Origin of the sequence: Steroidobacter denitrificans (assembly GCF_001579945.1) — a bacterium.
Lineage (GTDB): Bacteria > Pseudomonadota > Gammaproteobacteria > Steroidobacterales > Steroidobacteraceae > Steroidobacter > Steroidobacter denitrificans.
In genome coordinates this window covers 3090180-3111921 of sequence record NZ_CP011971.1, presented here as the reverse complement: position 1 = coordinate 3111921, position 21742 = coordinate 3090180, and the positions used below count along the sequence as shown (strand labels likewise).

Below are 21742 nucleotides of genomic sequence, written 5' to 3'. Positions count from 1 at the left end.
AACAGCGCGTCTCAGAGCGGCTCCAGCAGCGTCTGGCGCATGCGTTCCCGAAGCGTCGGCGTAATGCCTGCAGCGCGCTCCAGATAGGCATCCAGGCCGCCATAGCGAAGATCGATTTCGTCCTTGGCCGCTTGCAGAAATGCCGCCTCGGCACTGAACAGAACCCGGCGCATCGCTACCGGCATGGCCAGTAGCGGATGTTCGCTGTCGGTCAGCCCGAGCTGAATATCGCGGCGGGTGCGCATGAATGTTTCGAAATTGCCCGCGAGGTTCGTCAGGAGGTAGTCCTCGATAATCGTTTCCCAAGGGATCCCCAGCGTGTGCAGCAATACAGCCACGGCAATCCCCGTGCGATCCTTGCCTGCCGCACAATGGACGATCAGCGGTACATGATCATTCGCGATGCATTCGAACAGACCGCCGATCCTGCTGCCCATCCAGGCCGGCAGGGCGCGATACATATCGATCATTGCATCAAACATGCCTGCAGCCGTGGGCGGCCGTCCCACCGCGAAATCGCGGATCGCGGGAGCCTCGGCACCATCCTGCCAATGCAGCTTGCGGGGCAGATCGCCCTCCTCGGGCCAACGGGTCGGTTCGCGCCGGCGTTCTCCTCCGCGCCGTAAATCACAGATGGCTCGGATCCGCAGCGACCGCAATGCATCCCGGTCGTCCTCGCCGAGATAACTCAGCACACCTGTGCGATAAACCCTGCCCCAGCGCACCGTACGTCCATCCTGCGCCACATAGCCGCCGATATCGCGAAAATTGCAGGCGCCCTGGAAGGGCAGCACGCGACAACGCGGCGCGCCTGATCCAGTCTCAGACATGCTGCCGGATCCGGCCGCGGCGCCTTGATCCCCGGACTCGCCTATCGATACATTCATCCCGTGTCACCTGCGACTGTTGGCTGGCCGGGGATTTTCGATCAGCATGGTATCCGACGCCAGCTGGATGTCGGCGGGATCAAGGTCGGCGGCAAGTTCAGCCTCCAATCGTTCATTGGCTTCCAGCCAGGAAATTTCCTGAGCGTCGATATCGCGGATCAGCTGCGTCTGTGATTGCAACAGCTCCTGGAGCCGTGTTTTAGCCTCGGCGGCATAGACGTCAGATGAAGCCAGGGAAGCCTCGAGTTCCTTGCGCCGCATTTCGAGTGCCTGAATCCTGTTTTCGATGCGTGCGATTTCCGCCAGTAGCGGGCCGATGCGGCTACGGCGCTGTGCCGCGGCGCGTTTGCGTTGTTTTTTCTGCTCCATGCTTGGATTGATGCTGAGGTTGGCGCCACGGCCGGTGCCGGGTCTGGCCGCCTTGCCGCAGGATGGAGTCGGCGCCTCGCCCGTAGACGGCTCGCGGGCGGCAGACCAGCGGGCATAGTCATCCAGATCGCCCTCGAACGGCCGGGCCTGTCCCTGGTCGACAAGGATCAGATCATCGGCGACCGCGCGCAGCAGGTGCCGGTCATGAGAGACCAATACCACGGCGGCTTCATAGTCCTGCAAGGCGATGGCCAGTGCCTGGCGCATTTCCAGATCCAGATGATTCGTGGGTTCATCCAGCAGCAGCAGGTTGGGCCGCTGGTAGCTCACCAGCGCCAAGACGAGGCGGGCTTTTTCACCACCGGAGAACAGCCCGACCGGTTCGAAGACTCGATCGCCGCTGAACCCGAATCCGCCCAGGAAGCCGCGCAACTCCCGCTCGGCCGCGCGCGCCGCCGTATCTGCGCCCAGGCGCCGCAGATGCATCAGCGGCGAGTCGTCCGGCGTGAGCTGTTCGAGCTGATGCTGGGCAAAATAACCGATGCGCAGGTCGCGCGCCTCGGTGCGTCTGCCTGTCTGGTCTGGAAGCTCGCCGGCCAATAGTTTCATCAGGGTGGATTTCCCCGCGCCGTTGCGTCCCAGCAAGGCGATGCGGTTGCCCGGCGCGATCGTCATGCTGATCGACTCCAGTATCCGCCGTTCACCATAGCCCGCCGACTGCTTCTCCAGTGTCAGCAAAGGACGGGGCAGCTTCTGCGGGGACAGGAAGGAAAACTCGAAGGGCGAATCGACGTGTGCCGGCGCGATCCGCTCCATGCGTTCCAGCGCCTTGAGGCGGCTTTGAGCCTGGCGGGCCTTGGTGGCCTTGGCGCGAAAACGTTCCACGAAGCTCATCATGTGTCTAATCTGGCGCTGCTGGCGTTCGTACATCGAGCGCTGCTGCGCCAGCTGCGCGGCACGCTGTTCTTCGAATGCGGAATAATTGCCGCTGTAGAGACGCGCGGTACCGGCTTCGATGTGGACGATCCGGCCCACGGTACGGTCCAGGAATTCCCGATCATGCGCGATCATGAGCAGCGTGCCGGGATAGGTGCGCAGCCACTCTTCCAGCCAGATGACCGCGTCGAGATCCAGATGATTCGTGGGTTCATCCAGCAGCAGCAGATCCGACCGGCACATCAAGGCCCGCGCCAGATTGAGCCGCACGCGCCAGCCGCCGGAGAACGTATCCACCGGCCGAGTCTCGTCCGCAGCGGTAAATCCCAGTCCGTGCATGAGACGGCCCGCCCGGCTGCGTGCTTCGTAGCCCCCGATCGCATCCAGACGTCCATGAAGCTCGCCCAGCAAGGCGCCCGCATCGTTTGCCTCGGCATCGGCGATAGCCTTTTGGATGGCGCGTAGCTCCCGATCGCCGTCCATCACGAATTCGATGGCATCGCATTCATCGGCGGCGAGTTCCTGGGCGACATGGGCTATGACCCGTTGCGGGGGGAGTTCGAAGCTGCCGGCGTCAGGCTGCAGTTCGCCGAGGATCAACGCCAGCAGGCTGGATTTTCCGCAACCGTTGGCGCCGACGATACCGACTTTCTCGGCGCGGTGGATGGTGAACGAAACATCGGCAATCAGTAGCCGGGTGCCCCGACGCAGGCTCAAGGATGAAAACGTAAGCATGATGGAATTCTGACACCGGCCGCCGGCCGGAGGACAGCTATTCCCCGCGGGCACCGTCTGGATGAGGAGTGGAGGAGAGATTCAGGAAGCGAACAATTCGCTGATCTTGGCGTTCCCACTGTGCTGCATGGCCAGCAGCGCCAGGAATTCATCCGAACTCATGGCGTCGCCGAACAGCCGGCCCTGGCCGTAATGACAGCCGCGGCTGCGCAGGAAATTGAACTGTTCCTCGTTTTCGACACCTTCCGCGATGACCTCGAATTCCAGCGCCTTACCCATATCGATGATCGTCCGCACGATCGTTGCATCATCGGAATTGATGGCGGCATCGCGGACGAAGGATTGGTCTATCTTCAAGGTTCCAATCGGGAACTGCTGCAAGGCACTGAGTGATGAATAGCCCGTGCCGAAATCGTCGATCGAAAGATGCAGGCCCATGGCATACAGCTCATCGAGTAATTTCACCGTTCGTTTCGGATCGGCCATGAGTGTCGTTTCGGTGATCTCGAGTTCGAAGCAGGTGGGAGAGACTTCGTGACGGCGAAAAACGGACCTGCACCGAGTGATGAAACTCGCCTGACGCAGTTGCTTCAAAGACAGGTTGATTGAAACACGCCCCGGATTGGGGACGCGCTCGGTCCAGCGCCGATAGTCGGCGCAGACCCGGTTCAACACCCACTCGCCGATGCCGAGGATCAGGTTCGTTTCCTCCGCCAGGGGAATGAATTGTGAGGGGGGGATGTCTCCATGTCCCGGCAAACGCCAGCGCAAGAGTGCCTCTGCACCGACGATACGGCCGTCCCTCAGATCGACCTTGGGCTGATAGAACATCATCAGCTCATCGCGTTCCAGTGCGCGGCGAAGCTTGCTTTTCAACATGAGCCGCTCGACTGCCGCGGCGTTCATGTCCGGTGAATAGAAGGCAAAGCTGTTGCCGCCGGCCTGCTTGGAGTGGTACATGGCCGCATCGGCGTTACGGATGAGATCGATCACGTTCTCGGCATCCTTCGGGCAGAAGGCGATACCGAGACTGGCCGTGAGAAATACTTCCTGATGATCGACGTAGTAGGCTTTGCAGACTTCTGCAAGTACCATGCGCGACAAGTTCGCTGCCTGGATGCGCTCATCGTCAGTGGCGGAGACGCCCTCGACGAATAGTCCGAACTCATCACCCGCCAGGCGCCCGATCACGGTCTCACGCGGCAGGATTCGCGTAAGACGTTCGCTGAGCACCTCGAGAGTCCGATCACCGGCAGCATGCCCGAAGGTATCGTTGATTTCCTTGAAACGGTCCATGTCCAAGTACAGCAGCAGGATGCCGCGTTCGTCGCGTCGTGCCCGTGCGATCGCCTGCTGCAGCATATGCTGGAACTGCATCCGATTCGGCACCTTGGTAAGGGCGTCGTAGCGCGCCAGATAGCGAATGCGCCGCTCGGCACGCTTACGGTCAGTGATATTGCGGACGACGAAAATCATGCCCTGGAACTGAGGATCCTCGGCGGCCAGCGGCGCACACGAGAGTGAGACCGGTATCGTTTGTCCATTGCGCGCCGCGATCACCGACTCGCGAGTTTCCGTGACAGCCGTTTCCAGGGAAAAAGCGGCACGCTCGTTCTCAGCAATCAGGTTGACGAACGGCTGGCCGGAGATCTCCGGTTCGCTGTAACCGAACAATCGCACCGCTGCGTCGTTGATCCTGCGCACCGTACCGTCCGTCGAGGTGACGAGGACCGCGTCATTCATGCTGTTGAGCACGGTATTGAGGTAATTCTTGGTGATCATGGTCTGGCGCAGATTCTGTCTCATGCGATCCAGAGCGGTTTCCAGTGCCGCGATCTCGTCGTTGCTGGTGACTTTGTGGGGCTGGGTATAGTCTCCCTCGCCGATGCGTTCGGCGGAGCGGATCAGTTCGTTGATCGGCCGTTCAAACCGTCTTGCCAGCAGCCAGCCGAGGATGGCGAGCATCAGCGTAATGAGCATGCCGGCGCCGATGATGATTCGGCTCCAGCGCTGGAAAGTGTACCGTTCGGCGTCTTTCAACTGTTCGCGCAACGTCCGCGCCGAGGCCTCGAGACCTGGACGCCCCACGATGATTTCGAGACTACCGGTGGATTCGCCCAGCGCGCGCCGGAAGCTGCGCTTTTCGTCCGCGGCAAGCGAGAGCGTCCAGGGTTCGATACGCTGTGCTTCGTAGACGATGCCGCCATCCTCGCCGGTAATGCGGACGGCGATCGTTGCGGGATTTTCCAGCAGATCGGCAGCGTTGCGGCGAACCGTCTCCAGGTCATCCTCGCGCAGTGCTTTTTCGAACAAGGGTGCGCCGGCGGTGGCGATATCGTCGGCCAGTTGATCGAGGCGCCGGCTTTCGGCGGCCAGCAGTATGCGTTCGCCGTGGATGCCGATGTCGCGGCTCGATACCCGATACTCGATATATTCCAGTAGAAAGAGCGTCGCGGTGATGCACGCGCCGGCGGCGAGCGCCATCAAAATCAACTTGGTTCTGAGGCCATGCGATCTCAATGCATGCTCCATCGTTCATTGCCTTTCCGGCACCACCAGCCAATCATCCATTTCGTTTTCATTGTCGACACCACGTCGTCAGGGTGTCATTTTGTTCCATCGCCGCTTGCCATCGGCGCCCTTTACGCCTTCGTCGGGTCCACATCCTGCAGCAAGCGCGAATTGGAGGTTGCCGTCTGTGTCATCATACTCGCGTTCCTTGCACAAGATCGCGCGAGTTGCATGTCGGTTTTTTTGACATGAATTTGTCATACTTGTTCGGAATATCTCCGGGATATCTCCGGGAGGTCGTCACGAGGTTTTTCGCAGGATGAATGAGCTGGAGCTCACTGGGCGCGCATGTACCCATATCGTCGAGTTGGAGCAGCCGAGTTGCATGCTGCATTATGAAACGGTCACTTCGTTCCTGGCGATGCGAGACGCCGCGGCGGCACAGGGTATCGATCTGGTGGTCCGATCGGGCTTCAGGGATTTCGCTACCCAACTGCTGATCTGGAACCGCAAATGGACGGGGGCGCGGCCGCTGCTGGACCGGGAAGGGCAGCCGCTGGAAAGCGAGCACCTGACGGATGCACAAAGAATGGACGCGATTCTGTGCTGGTCGGCGATCCCGGGAGGAAGCAGACATCACTGGGGCAGCGAGGTGGACGTAATCGACGCTGCCAGCGTGCCCCCCGGCTATACCGTACAACTGGTGCCCGCCGAATATGCATCCGGCGGGATTTTCGCGCGTCTGTCCGCTTGGCTGGACGTGAACATGGGCCGCTTCGGCTATTATCGACCCTATCGTATCGATCATGGCGGCGTCAGTCCCGAACCCTGGCATCTGAGCTATGCGCCGGTGGCGCTGCCGGCGCTGGAGTGCTTGAGCATGCCGATGTTGCGGCAGGTGCTCGAAACCAGTGAGATTGCGGGACGCTCCCAAGTGCTGGGACGGCTGCCTGAAATCTACACTCGCTACCTGCTGTCGGTGGATGCGCCCCAAGGTGATAAACCGTGAACGGATCAGGGGCCGATCCTCACGGCCGTTCGTCCCGTGCGTCGAATCGGACCGGCCGTTCGACGTAAGGATGCAGTGCCTCCCGGCGCCGGTGCACCCGGCGCAGAAACAATTCAGGCATCCAGCGTTTCATCCACCACCAGCGCTGCATGGATCGCGGCAGGACGATATAGGCGCCTCCGGCGGCTGCCCGGGCGAGGATGTCGTGGGCTGCATCGGCGGCATGGTAATGCGAGGAGCGCATTAGCCTGGCAGCCAGATCGCGCCGGCCGGCCGGACCTCGCGCCGACTCCAACAGATTGGTCGGAAAAAGCGCAGGCATCGCCACGCTGACCTGGATGCCGATGCTGCGCAATTCCTGCCGCAAGGTTTCGCTCAGCGCCAGTACCGCCGCCTTGGCGGCGTTGTGGGAAATCGTTCCGGGTACCGCCGCGAAGGCTGCCGCACTGGCGACGTTGATGATCAGCCCGCGACCGTTGCGTTGCAGATGCGGAATGGCCGCTCTGCAGCCGTGCACGGTGCCCATGAGATCGACGTCGATGCTCCAGCGCCAGTCTTCGGTGGACACTTCCATCAGCGTTCCACAGGCGACGACGCCGGCATTATTGATGATGAGATCCAGTCCGTTGTTGCCGGCAGCGAATGAATTGACGGCGACCGTCAATTCATTCGCATGCGTGACGTCACCCGGATAGGCCGTCAGGGAAAGTCCCCTGCCGGATAAATCGGCTTCGACCGCAGCGAGACGCTCGACATTGCGATCGAACAGGCCCAACGCCCATCCGTCCCGCGCCAGGGCGCGCGCCAGTTCAAGCCCCAGACCGCTGCCTGCGCCGGTGATGAAGGCGCGTTTATGCGGAAAGCGCCGGGCGAGCTTCGTCAACGGATGTCTTGTGCCGCGTTTGAGCTTGGTCGTACGGCTGCGCGGAAGGAGCGGACGCTTCATGGAATCAAGGTACCCAGGAACCAGCCGCCCCACGCGGCCAGCAACATCAATACGAGACCGGGCAGGAGTTCCAAAGCGTAGCGCCGTCCGCCCAAAGTGAAGGCAACGACAAACTTCGACAGCGTATTGGTGCTGAATGCCGCAAGAACGGCGATCGCGGCGAATTCGGGGGAAGTGCTGCCGGCTGCGGCGAGGGCCGCGGCCGAGATTGCCGGAGAATGAGTGTTGCCGAAGCCCGCGGCGGCACTCGCGATCAACAGGCCTCTGTCTCCCAGCCATTGGGTCAACAAGGCCGATACCACCAGCGTAGTACCGACCAGCAATACGAACACGATGGCCGTCTTGGGGTCGAAAGGACGCCCAGGCGGCGATTCGCGCTCGCTGACCTCGCGTGCGCTGCGCAGCGTGAACAGACCTGCATAGGCCACGGCCGCGATTCCGGCGCCCATCAATGCGGGCGCCAGCCGCAACGACGTCGTCAGGTGAGTCAGCGAAGTCAGCAGGGACAGTTGGATGATGGTTGCAATGGAGGAGGCCGCTGCACCGGCGACTGCTCCGCGATGCAGTTCCGGACTGCTCCTGGCCTTGCCTCCCAAGGCGGCGATCGTCGCGGTGCTAGAAATGAATCCGGAGAGCAGGCCGGCCACGACCAATCCGACTTTCGGCCCGAGGGCGCGCAAGGCGATATAGCCCACGGAGTTGATGGCCATGACCAGTACGGCGAGCAACCACAACCGGCGCGGCGCGATGATGCCCCAAGGATCGACGGGTTCCGTCGGCGTCAGAGGCAGAATCACCAGTGCCGCCGCCGCCAGCATCAATCCGCTGCGCACTTCCTGATCGGTGAGCACATCGTGTATCCAGTCATGCAGGCGGGTGCGTGCCGCGAGAATGATGGTGACGACGACAGCCAGTGCCGCCGACAGTTGCGGTTGACGCATGGACAGGCCGCCCAACAGAAAGGCGATCAGCATGGTGATTTCGGTCGTGAGCCCAGGATCGCGCCGGGGTGAGTGCAGGAGACTGATTGCGGCCAGGGTGCCGAGCATGATGCCGAATACGGCCAGCACGAGCGTGTCGCCCAGCAGCATGCTGATCGCTCCCGACAGTGCGATCAGGGTGAAGGTACGGATACCGGCGGCGGCGCGTCCCGTACCACGTCCCTTGTGACGCTCGCGTTCCAGGCCGATGAGCATGCCGACGGCGAGGGCGGCTGCAAGGCCGATGATGGATTGATCAGGTGGTGACATACGTACAGGCTAGCTCCGCCTGGACGCCGGGGGTAGAGCGATGGCTATTTCCAGACCTGCTTGAGATGGCCGATGACCAGGGAGCGGATGTTCTGCACCGGGTTGCGCTCCCAGGTGAAACAGGGTGGTTCGCGCCGGAGCATGGGCCAGCGCCCGGTGCGCAGGATCTCGGCGAGATAGTCCAAATTACGGTCGATCATCTCCATGTAGGGATTGCGGCCGTTGAACAAGGCTTCCAGTGTTCGATACAGGCCGCCGAATTCGCCGTCCAGACGGGTGTGTCGCACCTCTTGCGCAAAATCGGGCGTCTGACGCAATACATCCAATCCGGAGCTGAAGCGCACCGACGGCTTGCCCGCCTCGTCGCTGGGCATCGCGATGCCGCCTAGCACGAATTCCGGATACAGGCGGTCCCGGCATTTTTCCAGATAACAGCGATCGGCCATTTGTGCGATCAGATCGCCCGTGCCGATCAGATGACCGAGCCGGCGATCGCGGTGATCGTCCAGACGAATCTGATCGAATTGGACCTCGTAGCCGGTGAAGTGAACGATCTTGGTCGCCACGGGCACCCATGCGGCCATACCGATCGTAGGCAGATAGCGACCGATGAAATGAGCGCTGCGGCTGACGTGGCTGCGCGTGAATTCCGCACCATTGCGATGGGTTTGATCGTCAGTCTGGCGAATGTAGCCGGCATCGTGGAACAGGGCGGTGACGACGCCCAGAACGGCGCGCTCCGGCCCCATGCGTTCGTCGATGGGACAGGTACGATCATGGGCGACGATCAGCCGTGCAACCGCCAAGGTACCGTCGAGCGAATGCTGCAAATCATGATAGACGGTGTCGCAGCCGTAGTAGCCGGGAAATTGACCATTGAACAGCCGCTCGAAATCCTGGAAGGCACTGTCCAAACGATCGAGCGGATAATTCGGCCAGGCCTGCCGGAACAGATCACCGACGGCGCGGCGTACGGCTTCCGCCGAACTGACCTGCACCGCATTGGTGACATCGAAATCGCTGCGCCGATACTGCATACCGTATAGGAGGGCTGGCGCGGAAGATTCCGTGCGCAAGCCTCGAAGTCTCGCCTCCTCGCAGGACTTAATCAATAAGACGGGGAATCCTGAGGCACCCCAGGCCCGAAACGCAACCATAACGGCGTTTCCAGGAGTATGACGCGGTGGCGATGTGACAGGCGTCACACGATTCGACCGTGCCGACGGGTCGGCCGCAGATCGATGCGCTGTAGCAAGATAAAGCCGCTTCGTATGAACCCGGCCCGTGATGCCGGGCTAGCGAATGCCGACAGCACGGCGAACCTGATCGATGACGGGGGCGGCAAGGGCGCGCGCTCGTTGCGCACCGTCCGCCAGGATCCGTTCTATCGCACCACGGTCCCGGATCAACTCCTCGTGTCGCCGTCTGGGCGCTGCGAACCTTGCATGGAAGCACTCGAGGAGCGTCTTCTTGTACTCGGCGTAGCCTTTGCCGCCCGAGCGCCAGCTTGCGTCGATCTGTGCGAACTCGGCGGGCGGGGCGACCAGCTGGAGCAATCGATACAACGCGTTGTCGGGTTTGGGCAACTCGATCGATGTCGAGTCCGTCTTGATACCCATGATCTGTTTGCGCACCGAGTCATCGTCCGCAAACAGATCGATGGTATTACCGGACGATTTGGACATTTTCTGTCCATTGGTGCCGGGAACGAGGGCAGCGGTTTCCTGCAAGCGTGCCTGCGGCAATTTGAGGATGCCGCGCTCATTACCCTGCCGGTGCGCTTCGGGATCCTGCGGGTCATACCGCGCCACGAAGGCGAGATTGAATCGAGTGGCCCAGTCCCGGGCGAACTCGAGGTGCTGTATCTGGTCCTTGCCGACCGGCACCACATCCGCGCCGAACGCAAGGATGTCTGCGGCCATCAGCACGGGATAAGCGACGAGACCGAAATTTGCCGCGATTCCACGGGCGGTCTTGTCCTTGTAGCCATGAGCGCGTTCCAGGTGCGAAAGCGGCACGAGACAGCCCAGTATCCAGAGCAGTTCGGTGATTTCCGGAATGTCGCTTTGCCGAAAAAGAATCGCCTTGGACGGGTCGAGTCCCAGGGAAAGAAAGGCTAGCGCGGCTTCGAAGGTGCCCGTGCGCAACGCCGCGGCATCGCGCACGGTGGTGAGGGCGTGCAAATCGGCGATGAAGTAGAGCGCCTGTTCCTCATGCTGCAGTTCGAGGTATTGCTGGAGTGCCCCATAGTAGTTGCCCAGATGAAGCAGGCCGGAGGGTTGAACGCCGGATAGAATACGCATGGGGTAACGCTGCCTGCTAGAGTTCCCGCGGCCGCCTCAAGGCCGTGACCGGCCGGCGCCGGATCGGGCGCAAAGCTCGTGCCGATCCGCGTGCCGATAGCGGAAACCAATGTTCAAGGGTGATTGCCGGTGCCGCTTCCGGCAGCCGCCCTGACGGTGGCGGAGCGCTCCAGGATCGCGCCTCTCTCGTCGACGACGAGGTGGAAGCGTCGTTGATTATAGAAAAAAGTCAGGCGATAGCGCCCGGCGTCCTCATCCATGCCGCGTTCACACCGGCTGGTAAGCTTTCCTTCGCGCATTCTGCGTTGAACGAGCATCGGGGCGAGAGCAAAGCCTTCGGCAATGACCGCCGCGTCGACGGTGAAGGCACCATCGTTGAATTCCACTGCCTGCGTTGCGCTGGTGTCGGTCACGGTGACTCCGCTTCGTGCCCCCGGCCGGGGCAGGTGTTCGAGTTCAGGTGTCGCCTCGGATATTGTCTTTATCGAATAACCGGTGCACTTCGGGCTGATACGTATTTCCGGGCGGCATGCTTTCCGGGGCGCGGTCATCGGCGCATCTCGCGACGCGCGCCGGCCCGGGCCGTCTGCCGCGCCGGATAGCTTTGTTTGGGCGCGGACCCGGTGGTCATTTAGGCGCGGTTGTCGGCGTGGCTCGCGAGCTGTCCGCCGGTACACGGAATTCCGTATCCGACAGCTTCATGCGCACCAGGGGACCGTATTTACGCAACTTTTCGCCGATCAAGTTCGCATTGCCGATGACGACCAGCATCAGTTCCCGGCTGTGCGGAAAAATCTCCTCGACGGCGCGGCGCGTCTGTTCGAGCGTGAGCGCATCGATGGAATCCGAATAGCCGTCGATGTAGCTGCGATCGAAGCCATAGAATTCAAGGCTGGCGAGCTGGGAGGCCCATTGTGCCGCGGTCTCGAAGGCCAGCGGAAACTGACCTTGGATATAGCGCTTACCGGAATCGATCGCGGCTGTGTCGAGGGCGCCGTGATGCGGCGCATCCTCATGCAGCGTATCGAGCGTTTGCAGCGCCAGGTCGATGGCGGCGATCGTGGTCTCGGTGCGCGTGAAGGAAGTCAGGGCCCAGCTGCCGGCGTGCGTCAGACGTTCGAATCGCGAAGCCGCGCCATAGCTCAGGCCCGTACGCACGCGCAGCTCGCTGTTGAGCATGGAGGTAAAGCGGCCGCCGAACAGGGTATTGGCGACGTCCAGCGCGGCACGGCGCGGATCGCTGCGTGCGACTCCCAGGCTGCCGGCCCAGAAATAGGACTGCGCCGAATCAGGCGCGTCGATCAGCAGCACGCTGCGTCCGCGCACCGGTCCGGGAGGCGGCGGCACCTCCGGCAATGCCTTACCGGCCCGACGCCATGGTTCGAAGGCCCGCGACACCAGGGATTGCATTTGCGCGGCGTGGAAGTCTCCCGCGATGGCGATGATGAGCCGATCGGCACCAAGCTGATCCTGATAGTAGCGGCTGAGATCGGCGCGAGAAATACGCGCGAGGCTGGCTTCGCTGCCGCTCACCGGCCGGCCGTAGGGATGTTCGCCGAACAATCGTGCCATGCCGTAGATCGAGGTCAGCGCCGATAGGCTGGAATCCTTGGCCGCGCGGATGAATTCGATCCGGCGGGCGCGTACTGCCTCGAACTGCGCCGACGCCAGGTGCGGCCGCTGCAGCATGTCTGTCAGCAGTTCCACCATCAGCGCCTGATCGCGCGCCAGAAAGGAGCCGCCGATCGAAATGCTTTCGGCGCTGGCCGAGGTCTCGATGATGCCGCCGACGTCGGCGATCGCACGAGCGAATGCGCCGGCGTCGCGCGCGCCGGCGCCTTTCTCCAGCAGGGAGGCCAGTACAGCGGCAACGCCGGGCGTATCGGGAGGATCGCCCAGTGCACCGCCGCGCAGGACCGCCTCGAAGGCGATCAATGGAACGTCATGCTGCTCCATCAGCAGGATGACGACGCCGTTGGCGAGCCGCAGGCGCGTAAAATCGGGTGTCTTCACGCCGCCGCCGGCGAGCGCCGCCCGGCCGGCAAGCAGACACGCCAGGACGAAGACCATGCCCAGGATCATGTGGATGGAGGCGCTTTCGAACCTTTTCATGATCCCCTGTCTCACGGCGCTCGACCCTCCTGCGGAGCGCCGGCCTTCAGCACGCCGACCGTGCGATTCGTCGGGCGCAGGAACTCGGCGGCCAGTGTCCGTATATCCTCGGATGTGACCTGTTCATAGAGGCGAGGCGTGTCGAACAGTTTTTCATGACCGCCGCGCAGCACGGCATAGGTGCCGAGCGCCTGAGCCTTGCCGTCGATCGTGGCCAGACCGCGCCAGAAATCCGCCAGGGCCTGGCTGCGGGCGCGGGCGAGTTCCCGGGTGTCGACGCCCTGCTTGATCAGCCGCTCGATTTCGTTCGTGAAAGCCGCCTCGGCTTTCTGCAGGTCGCCGCCGGCGGGCAGGGACAGGAAGAACCAGGCCAGACCCGGATCGAATCCGTCCTCGATGTGGCTGGCGACCGAAATGGCCAGTTTCTGTTCTTCGATCAGTGAGCGATACAGCCGAGACGCGTCGCCGTCCGTGAGAATGCGTGCCAGTAGATCGAGAGCGGGCCAGCGTTCATCGCTGCCTGCCAGGGCGTGATAGGCGAATTGCAGCAAGGGGGTCTGGGCATCGACCTCGACATTTACGCGCCGTTCCCCGCGCTGAACGGGTTCGATGGTGCGTACCGGCGGCGGCGGCGTCTGTTCGGGCAGGGGCTCGAAATATTTTCTGGCCAGCGCGATTACGTCGTCGGGATCGACGTCGCCGACCAGCACCATCGTGCAATTGTTGGGCGCATAGTTCGTGACAAAGAAGGTCTTCAGATCCCGAAGCGTCCAGGATTCGATGTCCGAGGGCCAGCCGATCGTGGGTATGCCGTAGGGATGCGCCAGGAAGGCGGTGGCCTGGACCTGTTCCTGGAGTTTACCGAAATGGCTGTCCTCCACGCGCAGGCGGCGTTCGGAATACACGACGCCACGTTCGCTTTCGATGACTTCGGGATCGAACGCGAGATTGCGCAGCCGGTCCGCTTCCAGGGCGAAGATCGGTTCGAGCGCTGCGCGGGGAAACCAATCCTGGTACACGGTGACGTCGCCGCTGGTATAGGCGTTGTTGCGCGCCCCGTTGGCTTCCAGCATCCGGTCGAATTCACCGGGTGCATGGGTATGGGTGCCATTGAACATCATATGTTCGAAGAAATGCGCGAGGCCGGTGATACCGGGCACTTCATTGCGGCTGCCGACGCGTACCCAGTTGTACAGAGCGACATTCGGGATGTCGTGATCGGGCCAGACAATGATCCGCATGCCGTTGGCGAGTACGGCGAATTCGACCAGGCCGGCGCCCGGAACCTGGCCGGGCGTATCGGCTGTGCTGTTCGCCGCGAGCAGCAGGAGCGGGGCGAGCAGCAGGAGTCGATGCAGCATTCGCATGGAAGAATCGGTCCTGATCGGTGAGGCGGCTCATCATAGCGACAATGAAAGCCGCCGGCGTGCAAGGAGTGCGGTATTGATCTGGCTGCGGCAGGCGCTGCAGTCTGTCGCTACGGGCAGACATGCTGGCGCTGCACGAGCCGCTCATGCATCGTTTACCAACTGCACTCTTGTGGATGCCCATCCGCGAGGCCAGCCCGCACAAGGAGCATTCCATGTCCGATACACCGCACCGTCGCTTCGCCGATCGTGGATCCGGCAATCCGACCTTCGTGGGAGCGGGCACGACTTTGATCGGCAATCTCGAATGCGGCGCAGACCTGATCGTTGCCGGCAGGGTGCAAGGCGAAGGCGTCGTGCGGGGGGCGCTCACCCTGTCGGCAGGCGGCCGTTGGGAGGGCCTGGTATGTGCGGCGAATGCGGTGATTGCAGGTGAGGTGGAGGGCAGCGTCAGGGTCGAGAACAAGCTCGAGATTCGTCATACCGCGCGCATTCGCGGCTCGGTGAACGCTGCCATCATCGCGATCGCCCAAGGTGCGGTGCTGGACGGCGATGTGGCGGTGACCAGCGCCGCCCCGGTGGTCCATTTCGAGGAAAAAAGATTCCAGGACGGCGAAACCGGATAACGATGGCGCAATCCGGCGCTCGCTCCGGCAGTGGCGGATCCGCGGTGCCGGTCATGGAGATCCCCGGACACCATCATAGCGTTCGGGTGTCAGGCGTCAGGTCTCAGTGGCAGACCTCAGGGCCCGTTTCCGGCGGGGATAGACAACGGATGTTCAGGAGCCCGCCGGCAGCGCGATGAACTCGACGCGATTATTTTGTGCGGCGATCCTGTTCCATTCTCCCGCCGACAGCTGAGCCGACTTGCCGCTGTCGGGATAGGGAACGCTGGGTTTGCGGCCTTCATAGTGGATGTCGAATGTAAGTGCGGTGGTTTCCTGCTGCGTGGATGCGATCAGGTTCGCGAACGCGAGAGACTGGCGCTGAGCGGCCGTCAGGGCGTCTTCGAATGGATTGCCGACGAGATCGCAGCGTTGCAGAGGCGTATCGTCGGCGGCCAGCGAATAGCCTTCCATACTGTTGCCGGTCAGGCAGAATTCACCCGTGAATGTGGCGATACGCAGCCTGCCCTCGAAGCCGGCGGATTGCAGCGCTGCGATCATTTCGCGCAATCGTTCCAGTCGCGCACCCGCCAAGGGCGCTTCTCCATAGGGCACATTGGCCGTTGCCACTTTACGAGGCGCTTCCAGGAGAGCGGCTGCGATATCCAGCGGGGGATTGTCCAGGGTCTGTTGTAATTCGCGCAGACCGGCATGCTGTTCCGCCAGGAGGTTCGTCAGATGAGCATTGGAGCGCGCCAACTCGTGGATGTGATCCTGGGCGCGTAGCTGCATCAGGGTAAGCACCGCGGTGGGCAACAGAGCCAATGCCGCGATCGCCGCCGCCAGCGGCCAGCGTCGCCGGACCGATCTCGGCGCAGGCGCCGAGATCGTTTCGCCACCTTCGGCAGGCACCTGGTCGAGCCGGCCGGAATCGCCCTCGACGGAACGGGGAGCGGAATTCCCTTGGACGGGCGCCGCGTGAAGCGCAGCTTGCCTGGCGTTCTTATCGATACGCCGGGCGAAGACCTCCAGACTGGCCAGCAGCAGCCGGCGCATTTCCACGCCGTGCTCCTTCAGTAGCGGCGTCACGGCGGTACGTATGGCCACTTCCATTTCGCCGGGAGCGGGATGGGCGTCGAGATGGACGACGTCGTGCGCGCCTGCCGGCATATAGGCGGTCCGGGTGTCGACGGCTTTTTCGGGGCGCGTGTCGGTCTGTGCAGGCCGTTCGGTCAGGGGAGCTGCATCCACGGAGTGGGTTGCCGCGGCCGATGTCGATGCATGGGCGGGCGTTACGCCCGGCGCCTCTTGACGCCGGTCGGGCAGCAGGTGCAATTGATAGAGCACGCGCGATACATCCGACTGGTTGATCGTTTTCGGCAATACGCCGACGGCGCCGAGCGCGCGTGCCTGGGACAAATACAATTCACCTTCCTGCGAGGTGTACATGATCACCGGGATCGTGGCGGTTTCGGGGTTGTTCTTGATCGCCTGCACGGCCTGGAATCCATCCATCCCGGGCATCAGATGGTCCATGAAGACGACATCGGCTCTACTGTGCCGCAGGTGTTCCAGCGCCTGCTCGGCCGATTCGCAGGCATCCACCTCCAGGTCGTAACTTTCGAGCATGCGGCTCAGGATGATCCTGGCCGAGCGTGAATCATCGACGATCAGAGCACGCTTCATAATGAGTGACAGGCATTGGCTGGCAGAAACACCATGGGTGTGCCTAACATAGCTGCCTCGGCGCCTTTCTGGCCAGTCCTTCTGATCTGTACAGCCGGCCAGGCCTCATGCTGAGCGGCCTGCCTTCATGTCCGCGTCCCGGCGCGGACTTCGCCAGGCTGCCGTCGCGGCATCGGGTGAACCGGCTACATGGGCTGAGTCATTAATGATCCAGTGCCGTCATGCGAGCAGCAGGCGCTGGCGAAATCGTTCAGGCAGGTCGATGAGGACCAGGAAGGATCCATCCGAAAGACTGTACCCGATTCGGCCCACCGGCATGGCCCGATGGTCCGTGGTGCGGTCCATCGTTCCGGTCTGGAGGGCGCCGGCCTGGAAGGTGGTGACCTGGACGGCCCTGGTCTGCACGCTATGGATTGGTGCTTCGGCTGTCGCGACGGCAAAGATTCCCGCATCTGCGCCCGGCCCCGGCGTGCCGAGGGATATCGTGTTCAGTCTGAAGCATGCACAGGGCAAGGATTGGCAGGCCCGGGATGTGCGGATCGGGGTGAGCGGAGTGAGTGGGGCGGGCGGGGCGGAGGCGCCCTCCGCGATACTCACCATCGCCCAGTTGAAACTTGCTTCCCTGCAAGAGACGCTGCGCGGAGTGCGGATCGAATGTCCGCGCCTCGATCTGTCGGATGAGGCGTTCGGCTGCAGGCAGGCACGGGTCGCAGCAGACTGGCCGGTCATCGGTCCGCAGATTCTGCGGGCGCGTATTCGCTATGGACGTGCCGATGCAACGCTCGATATTTCCCTGGATGGCCTTCGGCTGGCGCAAGGCACGGCGGAGTTGCAGGGCACGTTGCGCGCACGGGCCTGGCAAGGCGGATTGAAGATGTCGAACGTGCCGCCGGCGACGCTGATGCAGATTGCCGGGGCGCTGGCGCTGCCGGTGGCCGGTTGGTCGGCGGAAGGTGAGGTCAGCTTATCGGTCGAGGCCCGTGGTTCCGGTACCCGCCTGCATACGGCAACTATCGATGCCGATGTATCGATGCTGAGTGCGCACAACGATCGCGGCAGCATCGCCAGTGATCAGTTGGCGATACGTCTGCGCAGCCGGTTGCAGGGCGATGACCGGGCGGCGAATACGATCCATTTCGCCGCACAGGCCGAGTCCGGCTCGGGACAGGTATATGCACAGCCGTTCTTCCTGGATTTCGGCGTCCATGCGTTGTCCGTGCAGGCCACGGGAAGCTTTGCGTCCGGACGGTCATTGAGGCTCGACAACTTCAGCTGGACCCATGCGGGCGTGGCTCAGGCCGCTGGAGAGGCGCGCATCGCATTCGGGGCAGGGCCGCCGCTGCGATCGATGCGTCTGGATCTGGCTGGACTGCGCTTTCCCGAGGCTTACGAAAGCTACCTGCAGCCTTTGTTGCTGGATACGAACTTCAAGTCGATGCAGACGTCGGGACGCGTCGAGGGGCATCTTGAGGTCGAGGATGGTGTGCCGCGCAAGATCGCCCTGACCCTGGATGAACTGGACGTCGGCAACCGGCTGGGGTTCGGGCTGGCCGGACTGACCGGACAGGTGAACTGGAGCATGACGAGGCCGCCGCTTGCCGAGACCAGGCGCGAAGTGAAAGCCGGCGGCGCGGCGCCGCCGGCCGCACGGCAGCAGGCATCGCATCTGCAATGGCGCAGCGGTGCCGTGTTCGGCCTGGAGGTAGGTGGCGGAGCTCTGGCGTTCACGGCCGGCGATCGGCAGTTTCATCTTTTGCGGCCGGCGCGGATACCGGTGCTGGATGGTGCGATCGACCTGCAGAGTTTCCGTATGCGCCATACCGGCTCCACCGGCATGGCGTTCCTGATCGATGCGCAGATCGAGCCGATGAGCATCGCGGCGCTGGGCCGGGCGTTTGGCTGGCCAGAATTCGGCGGACGCTTGAGCGGCAAGGTGTCGAAACTGCGCATGCGCGATGGCGTATTGACCTTGGGTACGATCTTGCGCGCCCAGGTGTTCGATGGGATGGTCACCGTGGCGGATCTGCGGCTGGAAGAGCCGTTCGGCCAGTGGCCCCGTTTCTACTCGAACATTGCGCTGGACGGTTTGGATCTGGAATCGCTGACCCGCGCCTTTTCCTTTGGCCGTATCAGCGGCAGGTTGTCGGGTGGGATCGATGGGCTGCAGTTGTTCAACTGGATGCCGGTAGCGTTCGATGCGCGCCTGTATACGCCGGAGCATGATCGCTCCCGGCACCGCATCAGCCAGCATGCGGTGCAGAACATCGGCCGCATCGGCGGCGGTGGCGCCGGCGTGACAGCAGCCTTGTCGAGCGGCGTGATGCGTTTTTTTGACGATTTCAACTATGACCGGCTGGGCGTGTCCTGCCGGCTGCAGAACGACGTGTGTACGATGGGGGGAGTGGAAGATCGCGCGGACGGGACCTACTACCTGGTGAAAGGCAAAGGTTTGCCGCGTATCGATGTGATCGGCAGTTCCCGCCGAGTCGACTGGCCGCGGTTGGTGCAGCAGCTCATGGCCGTGACGCAAGCGGAAGGGCCGGTGGTGCGATAGGCGTTCGCCCGGAGTCGGGCAGGCCGGGGTTCAGCCGCGCCTGACCGGCGATTCGGGTCGCCCGCTGAAGTTTGGCTGTAAAAATGCCAGACTTGCGCTGCCTGCCGCGCGGCAGGATACCTGGGAGTTCATGATGCTGCGTTTTGCCCCGTTGAAGCTGGCCGCCTGCTGCCTTGCCTTGTCGGCATGCGTCACGATCAATGTGTATTTTCCCGCCGCAGCCGCAGAGAAGGCGGCAGACAAGATCATCGAGGATGTGTGGGGCAAGGATGCGGCCGCACCGAAGCGGGACGCTGTACCGGAGCCGGAGCAGACATCGCTGGATGGGGACGAGCACCAACGTACGGGTGCGAGTCAACGCGTATTGTTGGCTGCGGCCGGAACGCTGCTCGATCTGCTGGTGGCTCCGGCGCAGGCACAGTCAGGGCCGGACCTGAACATCGCCACGCCGGCCGTGCGCCAGTTGACTCAGTCAATGGAGTCGCGTCATACATTGTTGAAAAAGTATTATGAAGCAGGCGCCGTGGGACTGACTCGCGACGGACTCATCGAAGTGCGCGACCAGAATCTGGTCGCGTTGCCGGAGCGAAATACGGTACGCAAGCTGATCGTCGACGAGAACGCCGACCGCAATAACCTGTATCGCGAAATCGCCGTCGCGAACGGCCATCCGGAATGGGAAGCCGATATCCGTGCCACGTTTGCACAGCGCTGGATCGGCAAGTCGTCCGCGGGCTGGTATTACCAGGATGCCGCAGGAACGTGGCAACGTAAATAAACGTAAATAAAAGAAATATAAAGGGAACGTACATAAAAAAGCCCTGCATTTGCAGGGCTTTTTTGTTTCCTTTCCAAATACCTGACGCCTTCCTGCCCCTGCCGGGCCGCGGCGGCATCGTCCATGATGCTTTATTATGTTCCCCTGCTCCCTTGCTGCCATCCCCGCTTTTTGCTTCGAGCCGCTCTGCTGAGCCTGCTTGCTTCATGGCCAAGCCGGCCTGACTGAGCAACTGTCGTGTAATTCCGTAAGTGGCACACATGTTGCGAGTGTGTCACGGCGAAAACAAAGCTTATATCACTTTGTCGTGTTATTGCCACTGTTTTGTTGTCGCAACATCCGGCCATTCTAAGGTACGGCCGGACAGGGTGTCATTGTCGAAGGAGGCCGGTCGGGGTGGATATTGCCGTCGGGGATTCCCGGCAGTGCTCGGCCCTGGCCCGCTCAGAAGGCACTCAGACCTGTGAGCGCTCGTCCAACCGTCAGTTGATGAATGGTTTCCGTACCTTCATAGGTGATCACGCTTTCGAGATTGAGCGCGTGACGGATCGGTACATACTCGATGCTGACACCGGCACCGCCCAGCAGATCGCGCGCGTCACGAGCAACTTCTATGGCGGCGCGGGTGTTATGCCACTTGGCCATCGATACCTGCGTGGGCTCCATCCGGTCCGAGTCGTACAGGCGGCCGAGTTGCAGTGCCAGTAATTGTGACGTGGTGATCTTGCGCGACATCTCCGCCAGCCGGATCTGGACGGACTGAGTGGCTGCCAGCGGTTTGCCGAACAGGCTGCGTGTCTTCGAGTAATCGATGACCTGGGCAAGACAGGCCTGCGCGGCACCGATCACGCCCCAGCAGATGCCGAAGCGCGCCTGGGTGAGGCAGGACAGCGGGCCTTTCAGACCGACCACCCCCAGGACGTTTTCTTCCGGCACGATCACGTTATCGAAGAACAGACCGGATGTGACCGATGTGCGCAGACTCATTTTGTGCTTGACCAGGCTGGTCCTGAATCCCTTGAAGTCCTTCTCGACCAGGAAGCCGCGAATACCACCATCGGTACGAGCCCACACGATAGCCACGTCAGCAATGGCGCCGTTGGTGATCCACATTTTGGAGCCATTGAGAATCCAGTCCTGTCCCTGTCTGCGGGCGTACGTCTTCATGTTTGCCGGATCGGAGCCGCCATGCGGCTCCGTCAGGCCGAAACATCCGATGACTTCGCCCCTGGCCATGGGTGGCAGCCAGCGCTTTCTTTGCGCTTCGCTGCCGAAGGCATGGATCGGATACATGCACAGACTGGACTGCACCGACACGAAGCTGCGCAGTCCGGAATCGCCGCGTTCCAGTTCCTGGCAGATCAGGCCGTAGGAGACGCCATTGAGACCGGCGCACCCGTAACCTCGCAGGGAGCAGCCCAGCAGGCCGAGTTCGGCCATGGTGCCGATCAGCTCCCGAGGGAAGTGTTCGTGTTCGAAGCACTCGGCAATGATGGGGATGACCTGATGATCGACGAATGCGGCGACGGAATTCTGCATCAGACGCTCGCTTTCACTGAGCATGCTGCGTACGGCGTACAGATCGACGGGGTCGAGTTCAGCGGCGGTGCGGTGCTTCATTCCAGAATGACTCCGGTACCGGGTTTTGCCGGGCTGTGTCATTGCCTGACACAGTGTGCCTATCGAGTTTTCGA

Annotated in this window: 16 protein-coding genes; 4 read left to right on the top strand and 12 right to left on the bottom strand. The window is 62.2% G+C overall.

The window, feature by feature from the left end; translation table 11 throughout:
- Positions 1-11 precede the first annotated feature (11 nt).
- From ACG33_RS14000 to ACG33_RS13990, 3 genes are all read right to left on the bottom strand, one after another.
- A complete protein-coding gene (locus ACG33_RS14000; RefSeq protein WP_168160104.1) occupies positions 12-830 on the bottom strand; it encodes a tyrosine-protein phosphatase in 819 nt (272 codons plus the stop codon).
- Positions 831-893: 63 nt separating this feature from the next.
- A complete protein-coding gene (locus ACG33_RS13995) occupies positions 894-2927 on the bottom strand; it encodes an ATP-binding cassette domain-containing protein (protein WP_066922096.1) in 2034 nt (677 codons plus the stop codon).
- Positions 2928-3008: 81 nt separating this feature from the next.
- A complete protein-coding gene (locus ACG33_RS13990) occupies positions 3009-5447 on the bottom strand; it encodes a putative bifunctional diguanylate cyclase/phosphodiesterase (protein WP_168160103.1) in 2439 nt (812 codons plus the stop codon).
- Positions 5448-5757: 310 nt separating this feature from the next.
- Between ACG33_RS13990 and ACG33_RS13985 the strand changes: the two genes are divergently transcribed.
- Entirely contained in the window at positions 5758-6447 is a 690-nt protein-coding gene (locus tag ACG33_RS13985; protein ID WP_066922092.1) for a M15 family metallopeptidase, read from the top strand.
- A 19-nt stretch (positions 6448-6466) separates the two neighbouring features.
- On the opposite strand, the gene ACG33_RS13980 is transcribed toward ACG33_RS13985, so the two are convergent.
- The 7 genes from ACG33_RS13980 to ACG33_RS13950 all read right to left on the bottom strand — a co-directional run bounded on the left by ACG33_RS13980 (position 6467) and on the right by ACG33_RS13950 (position 14419).
- Positions 6467-7393: an SDR family NAD(P)-dependent oxidoreductase gene (locus ACG33_RS13980; RefSeq protein ID WP_066922091.1), complete on the bottom strand. Its 927-nt coding sequence runs from the start codon at positions 7391-7393 to the stop codon at positions 6467-6469.
- Positions 7390-8643: an MgtC/SapB family protein gene (locus ACG33_RS13975; RefSeq protein WP_066922089.1), complete on the bottom strand. Its 1254-nt coding sequence runs from the start codon at positions 8641-8643 to the stop codon at positions 7390-7392. The genes ACG33_RS13980 and ACG33_RS13975 overlap by 4 nt, the downstream gene beginning before the upstream one ends.
- A gap of 44 nt (positions 8644-8687) precedes the next feature.
- On the bottom strand, positions 8688-9719 hold the full coding sequence (locus ACG33_RS13970) for a hypothetical protein (protein WP_210399094.1): 1032 nt from the start codon (positions 9717-9719) through the stop codon (positions 8688-8690).
- 219 nt (positions 9720-9938) lie between these two features.
- Positions 9939-10946 (bottom strand): tryptophan--tRNA ligase, encoded by a 1008-nt coding sequence (gene trpS, locus ACG33_RS13965; protein WP_066922086.1) that lies wholly within the window; start codon positions 10944-10946, stop codon positions 9939-9941.
- A gap of 113 nt (positions 10947-11059) precedes the next feature.
- Positions 11060-11359, bottom strand: a complete 300-nt coding sequence (locus ACG33_RS13960) for a DUF6522 family protein (protein ID WP_210399093.1) — start codon at positions 11357-11359, stop codon at positions 11060-11062.
- A gap of 214 nt (positions 11360-11573) precedes the next feature.
- Positions 11574-13058, bottom strand: a complete 1485-nt coding sequence (locus ACG33_RS13955; protein ID WP_066922084.1) for a M16 family metallopeptidase — start codon at positions 13056-13058, stop codon at positions 11574-11576.
- A gap of 11 nt (positions 13059-13069) precedes the next feature.
- Complete coding sequence (locus ACG33_RS13950; protein WP_066922082.1) at positions 13070-14419, bottom strand: M16 family metallopeptidase; 1350 nt, start codon at positions 14417-14419, stop codon at positions 13070-13072.
- A 221-nt stretch (positions 14420-14640) separates the two neighbouring features.
- On the opposite strand from ACG33_RS13950, the gene ACG33_RS13945 reads away from it, so the two are divergent.
- Positions 14641-15051: a bactofilin family protein gene (locus ACG33_RS13945; RefSeq protein ID WP_210399092.1), complete on the top strand. Its 411-nt coding sequence runs from the start codon at positions 14641-14643 to the stop codon at positions 15049-15051.
- A 153-nt stretch (positions 15052-15204) separates the two neighbouring features.
- On the opposite strand, the gene ACG33_RS13940 is transcribed toward ACG33_RS13945, so the two are convergent.
- Complete coding sequence (locus ACG33_RS13940; RefSeq protein WP_066922074.1) at positions 15205-16716, bottom strand: response regulator; 1512 nt, start codon at positions 16714-16716, stop codon at positions 15205-15207.
- Positions 16717-17032: 316 nt separating this feature from the next.
- Between ACG33_RS13940 and ACG33_RS13930 the strand changes: the two genes are divergently transcribed.
- Both ACG33_RS13930 and ACG33_RS13925 read left to right on the top strand, forming a co-directional pair.
- Entirely contained in the window at positions 17033-19270 is a 2238-nt protein-coding gene (locus ACG33_RS13930) for a hypothetical protein (RefSeq protein WP_157071809.1), read from the top strand.
- 130 nt (positions 19271-19400) lie between these two features.
- Positions 19401-20048: a YdbL family protein gene (locus ACG33_RS13925; protein ID WP_083536967.1), complete on the top strand. Its 648-nt coding sequence runs from the start codon at positions 19401-19403 to the stop codon at positions 20046-20048.
- 444 nt (positions 20049-20492) lie between these two features.
- On the opposite strand, the gene ACG33_RS13920 is transcribed toward ACG33_RS13925, so the two are convergent.
- Positions 20493-21668: an acyl-CoA dehydrogenase family protein gene (locus ACG33_RS13920; protein ID WP_066922068.1), complete on the bottom strand. Its 1176-nt coding sequence runs from the start codon at positions 21666-21668 to the stop codon at positions 20493-20495.
- Between the last annotated feature and the right edge of the window lie 74 nt (positions 21669-21742).

Coding starts and splice junctions, on each gene's coding strand:
- trpS (WP_066922086.1), bottom strand. CDS start 10,946: ATGCGTATTCTATCCGGCGTTCAACCCTCCGGCCTGCTTCATCTGGGC.
- ACG33_RS13975 (WP_066922089.1), bottom strand. CDS start 8,643: ATGTCACCACCTGATCAATCCATCATCGGCCTTGCAGCCGCCCTCGCC.
- ACG33_RS13980 (WP_066922091.1), bottom strand. CDS start 7,393: ATGAAGCGTCCGCTCCTTCCGCGCAGCCGTACGACCAAGCTCAAACGC.
- ACG33_RS13995 (WP_066922096.1), bottom strand. CDS start 2,927: ATGCTTACGTTTTCATCCTTGAGCCTGCGTCGGGGCACCCGGCTACTG.
- ACG33_RS13920 (WP_066922068.1), bottom strand. CDS start 21,668: ATGAAGCACCGCACCGCCGCTGAACTCGACCCCGTCGATCTGTACGCC.
- ACG33_RS13925 (WP_083536967.1), top strand. CDS start 19,401: ATGATGCTGCGTTTTGCCCCGTTGAAGCTGGCCGCCTGCTGCCTTGCC.
- ACG33_RS13950 (WP_066922082.1), bottom strand. CDS start 14,419: ATGCTGCATCGACTCCTGCTGCTCGCCCCGCTCCTGCTGCTCGCGGCG.
- ACG33_RS13940 (WP_066922074.1), bottom strand. CDS start 16,716: ATGAAGCGTGCTCTGATCGTCGATGATTCACGCTCGGCCAGGATCATC.
- ACG33_RS13985 (WP_066922092.1), top strand. CDS start 5,758: ATGAATGAGCTGGAGCTCACTGGGCGCGCATGTACCCATATCGTCGAG.
- ACG33_RS13945 (WP_210399092.1), top strand. CDS start 14,641: ATGTCCGATACACCGCACCGTCGCTTCGCCGATCGTGGATCCGGCAAT.
- ACG33_RS13955 (WP_066922084.1), bottom strand. CDS start 13,058: ATGAAAAGGTTCGAAAGCGCCTCCATCCACATGATCCTGGGCATGGTC.
- ACG33_RS14000 (WP_168160104.1), bottom strand. CDS start 830: ATGTCTGAGACTGGATCAGGCGCGCCGCGTTGTCGCGTGCTGCCCTTC.
- ACG33_RS13930 (WP_157071809.1), top strand. CDS start 17,033: ATGGCCCGATGGTCCGTGGTGCGGTCCATCGTTCCGGTCTGGAGGGCG.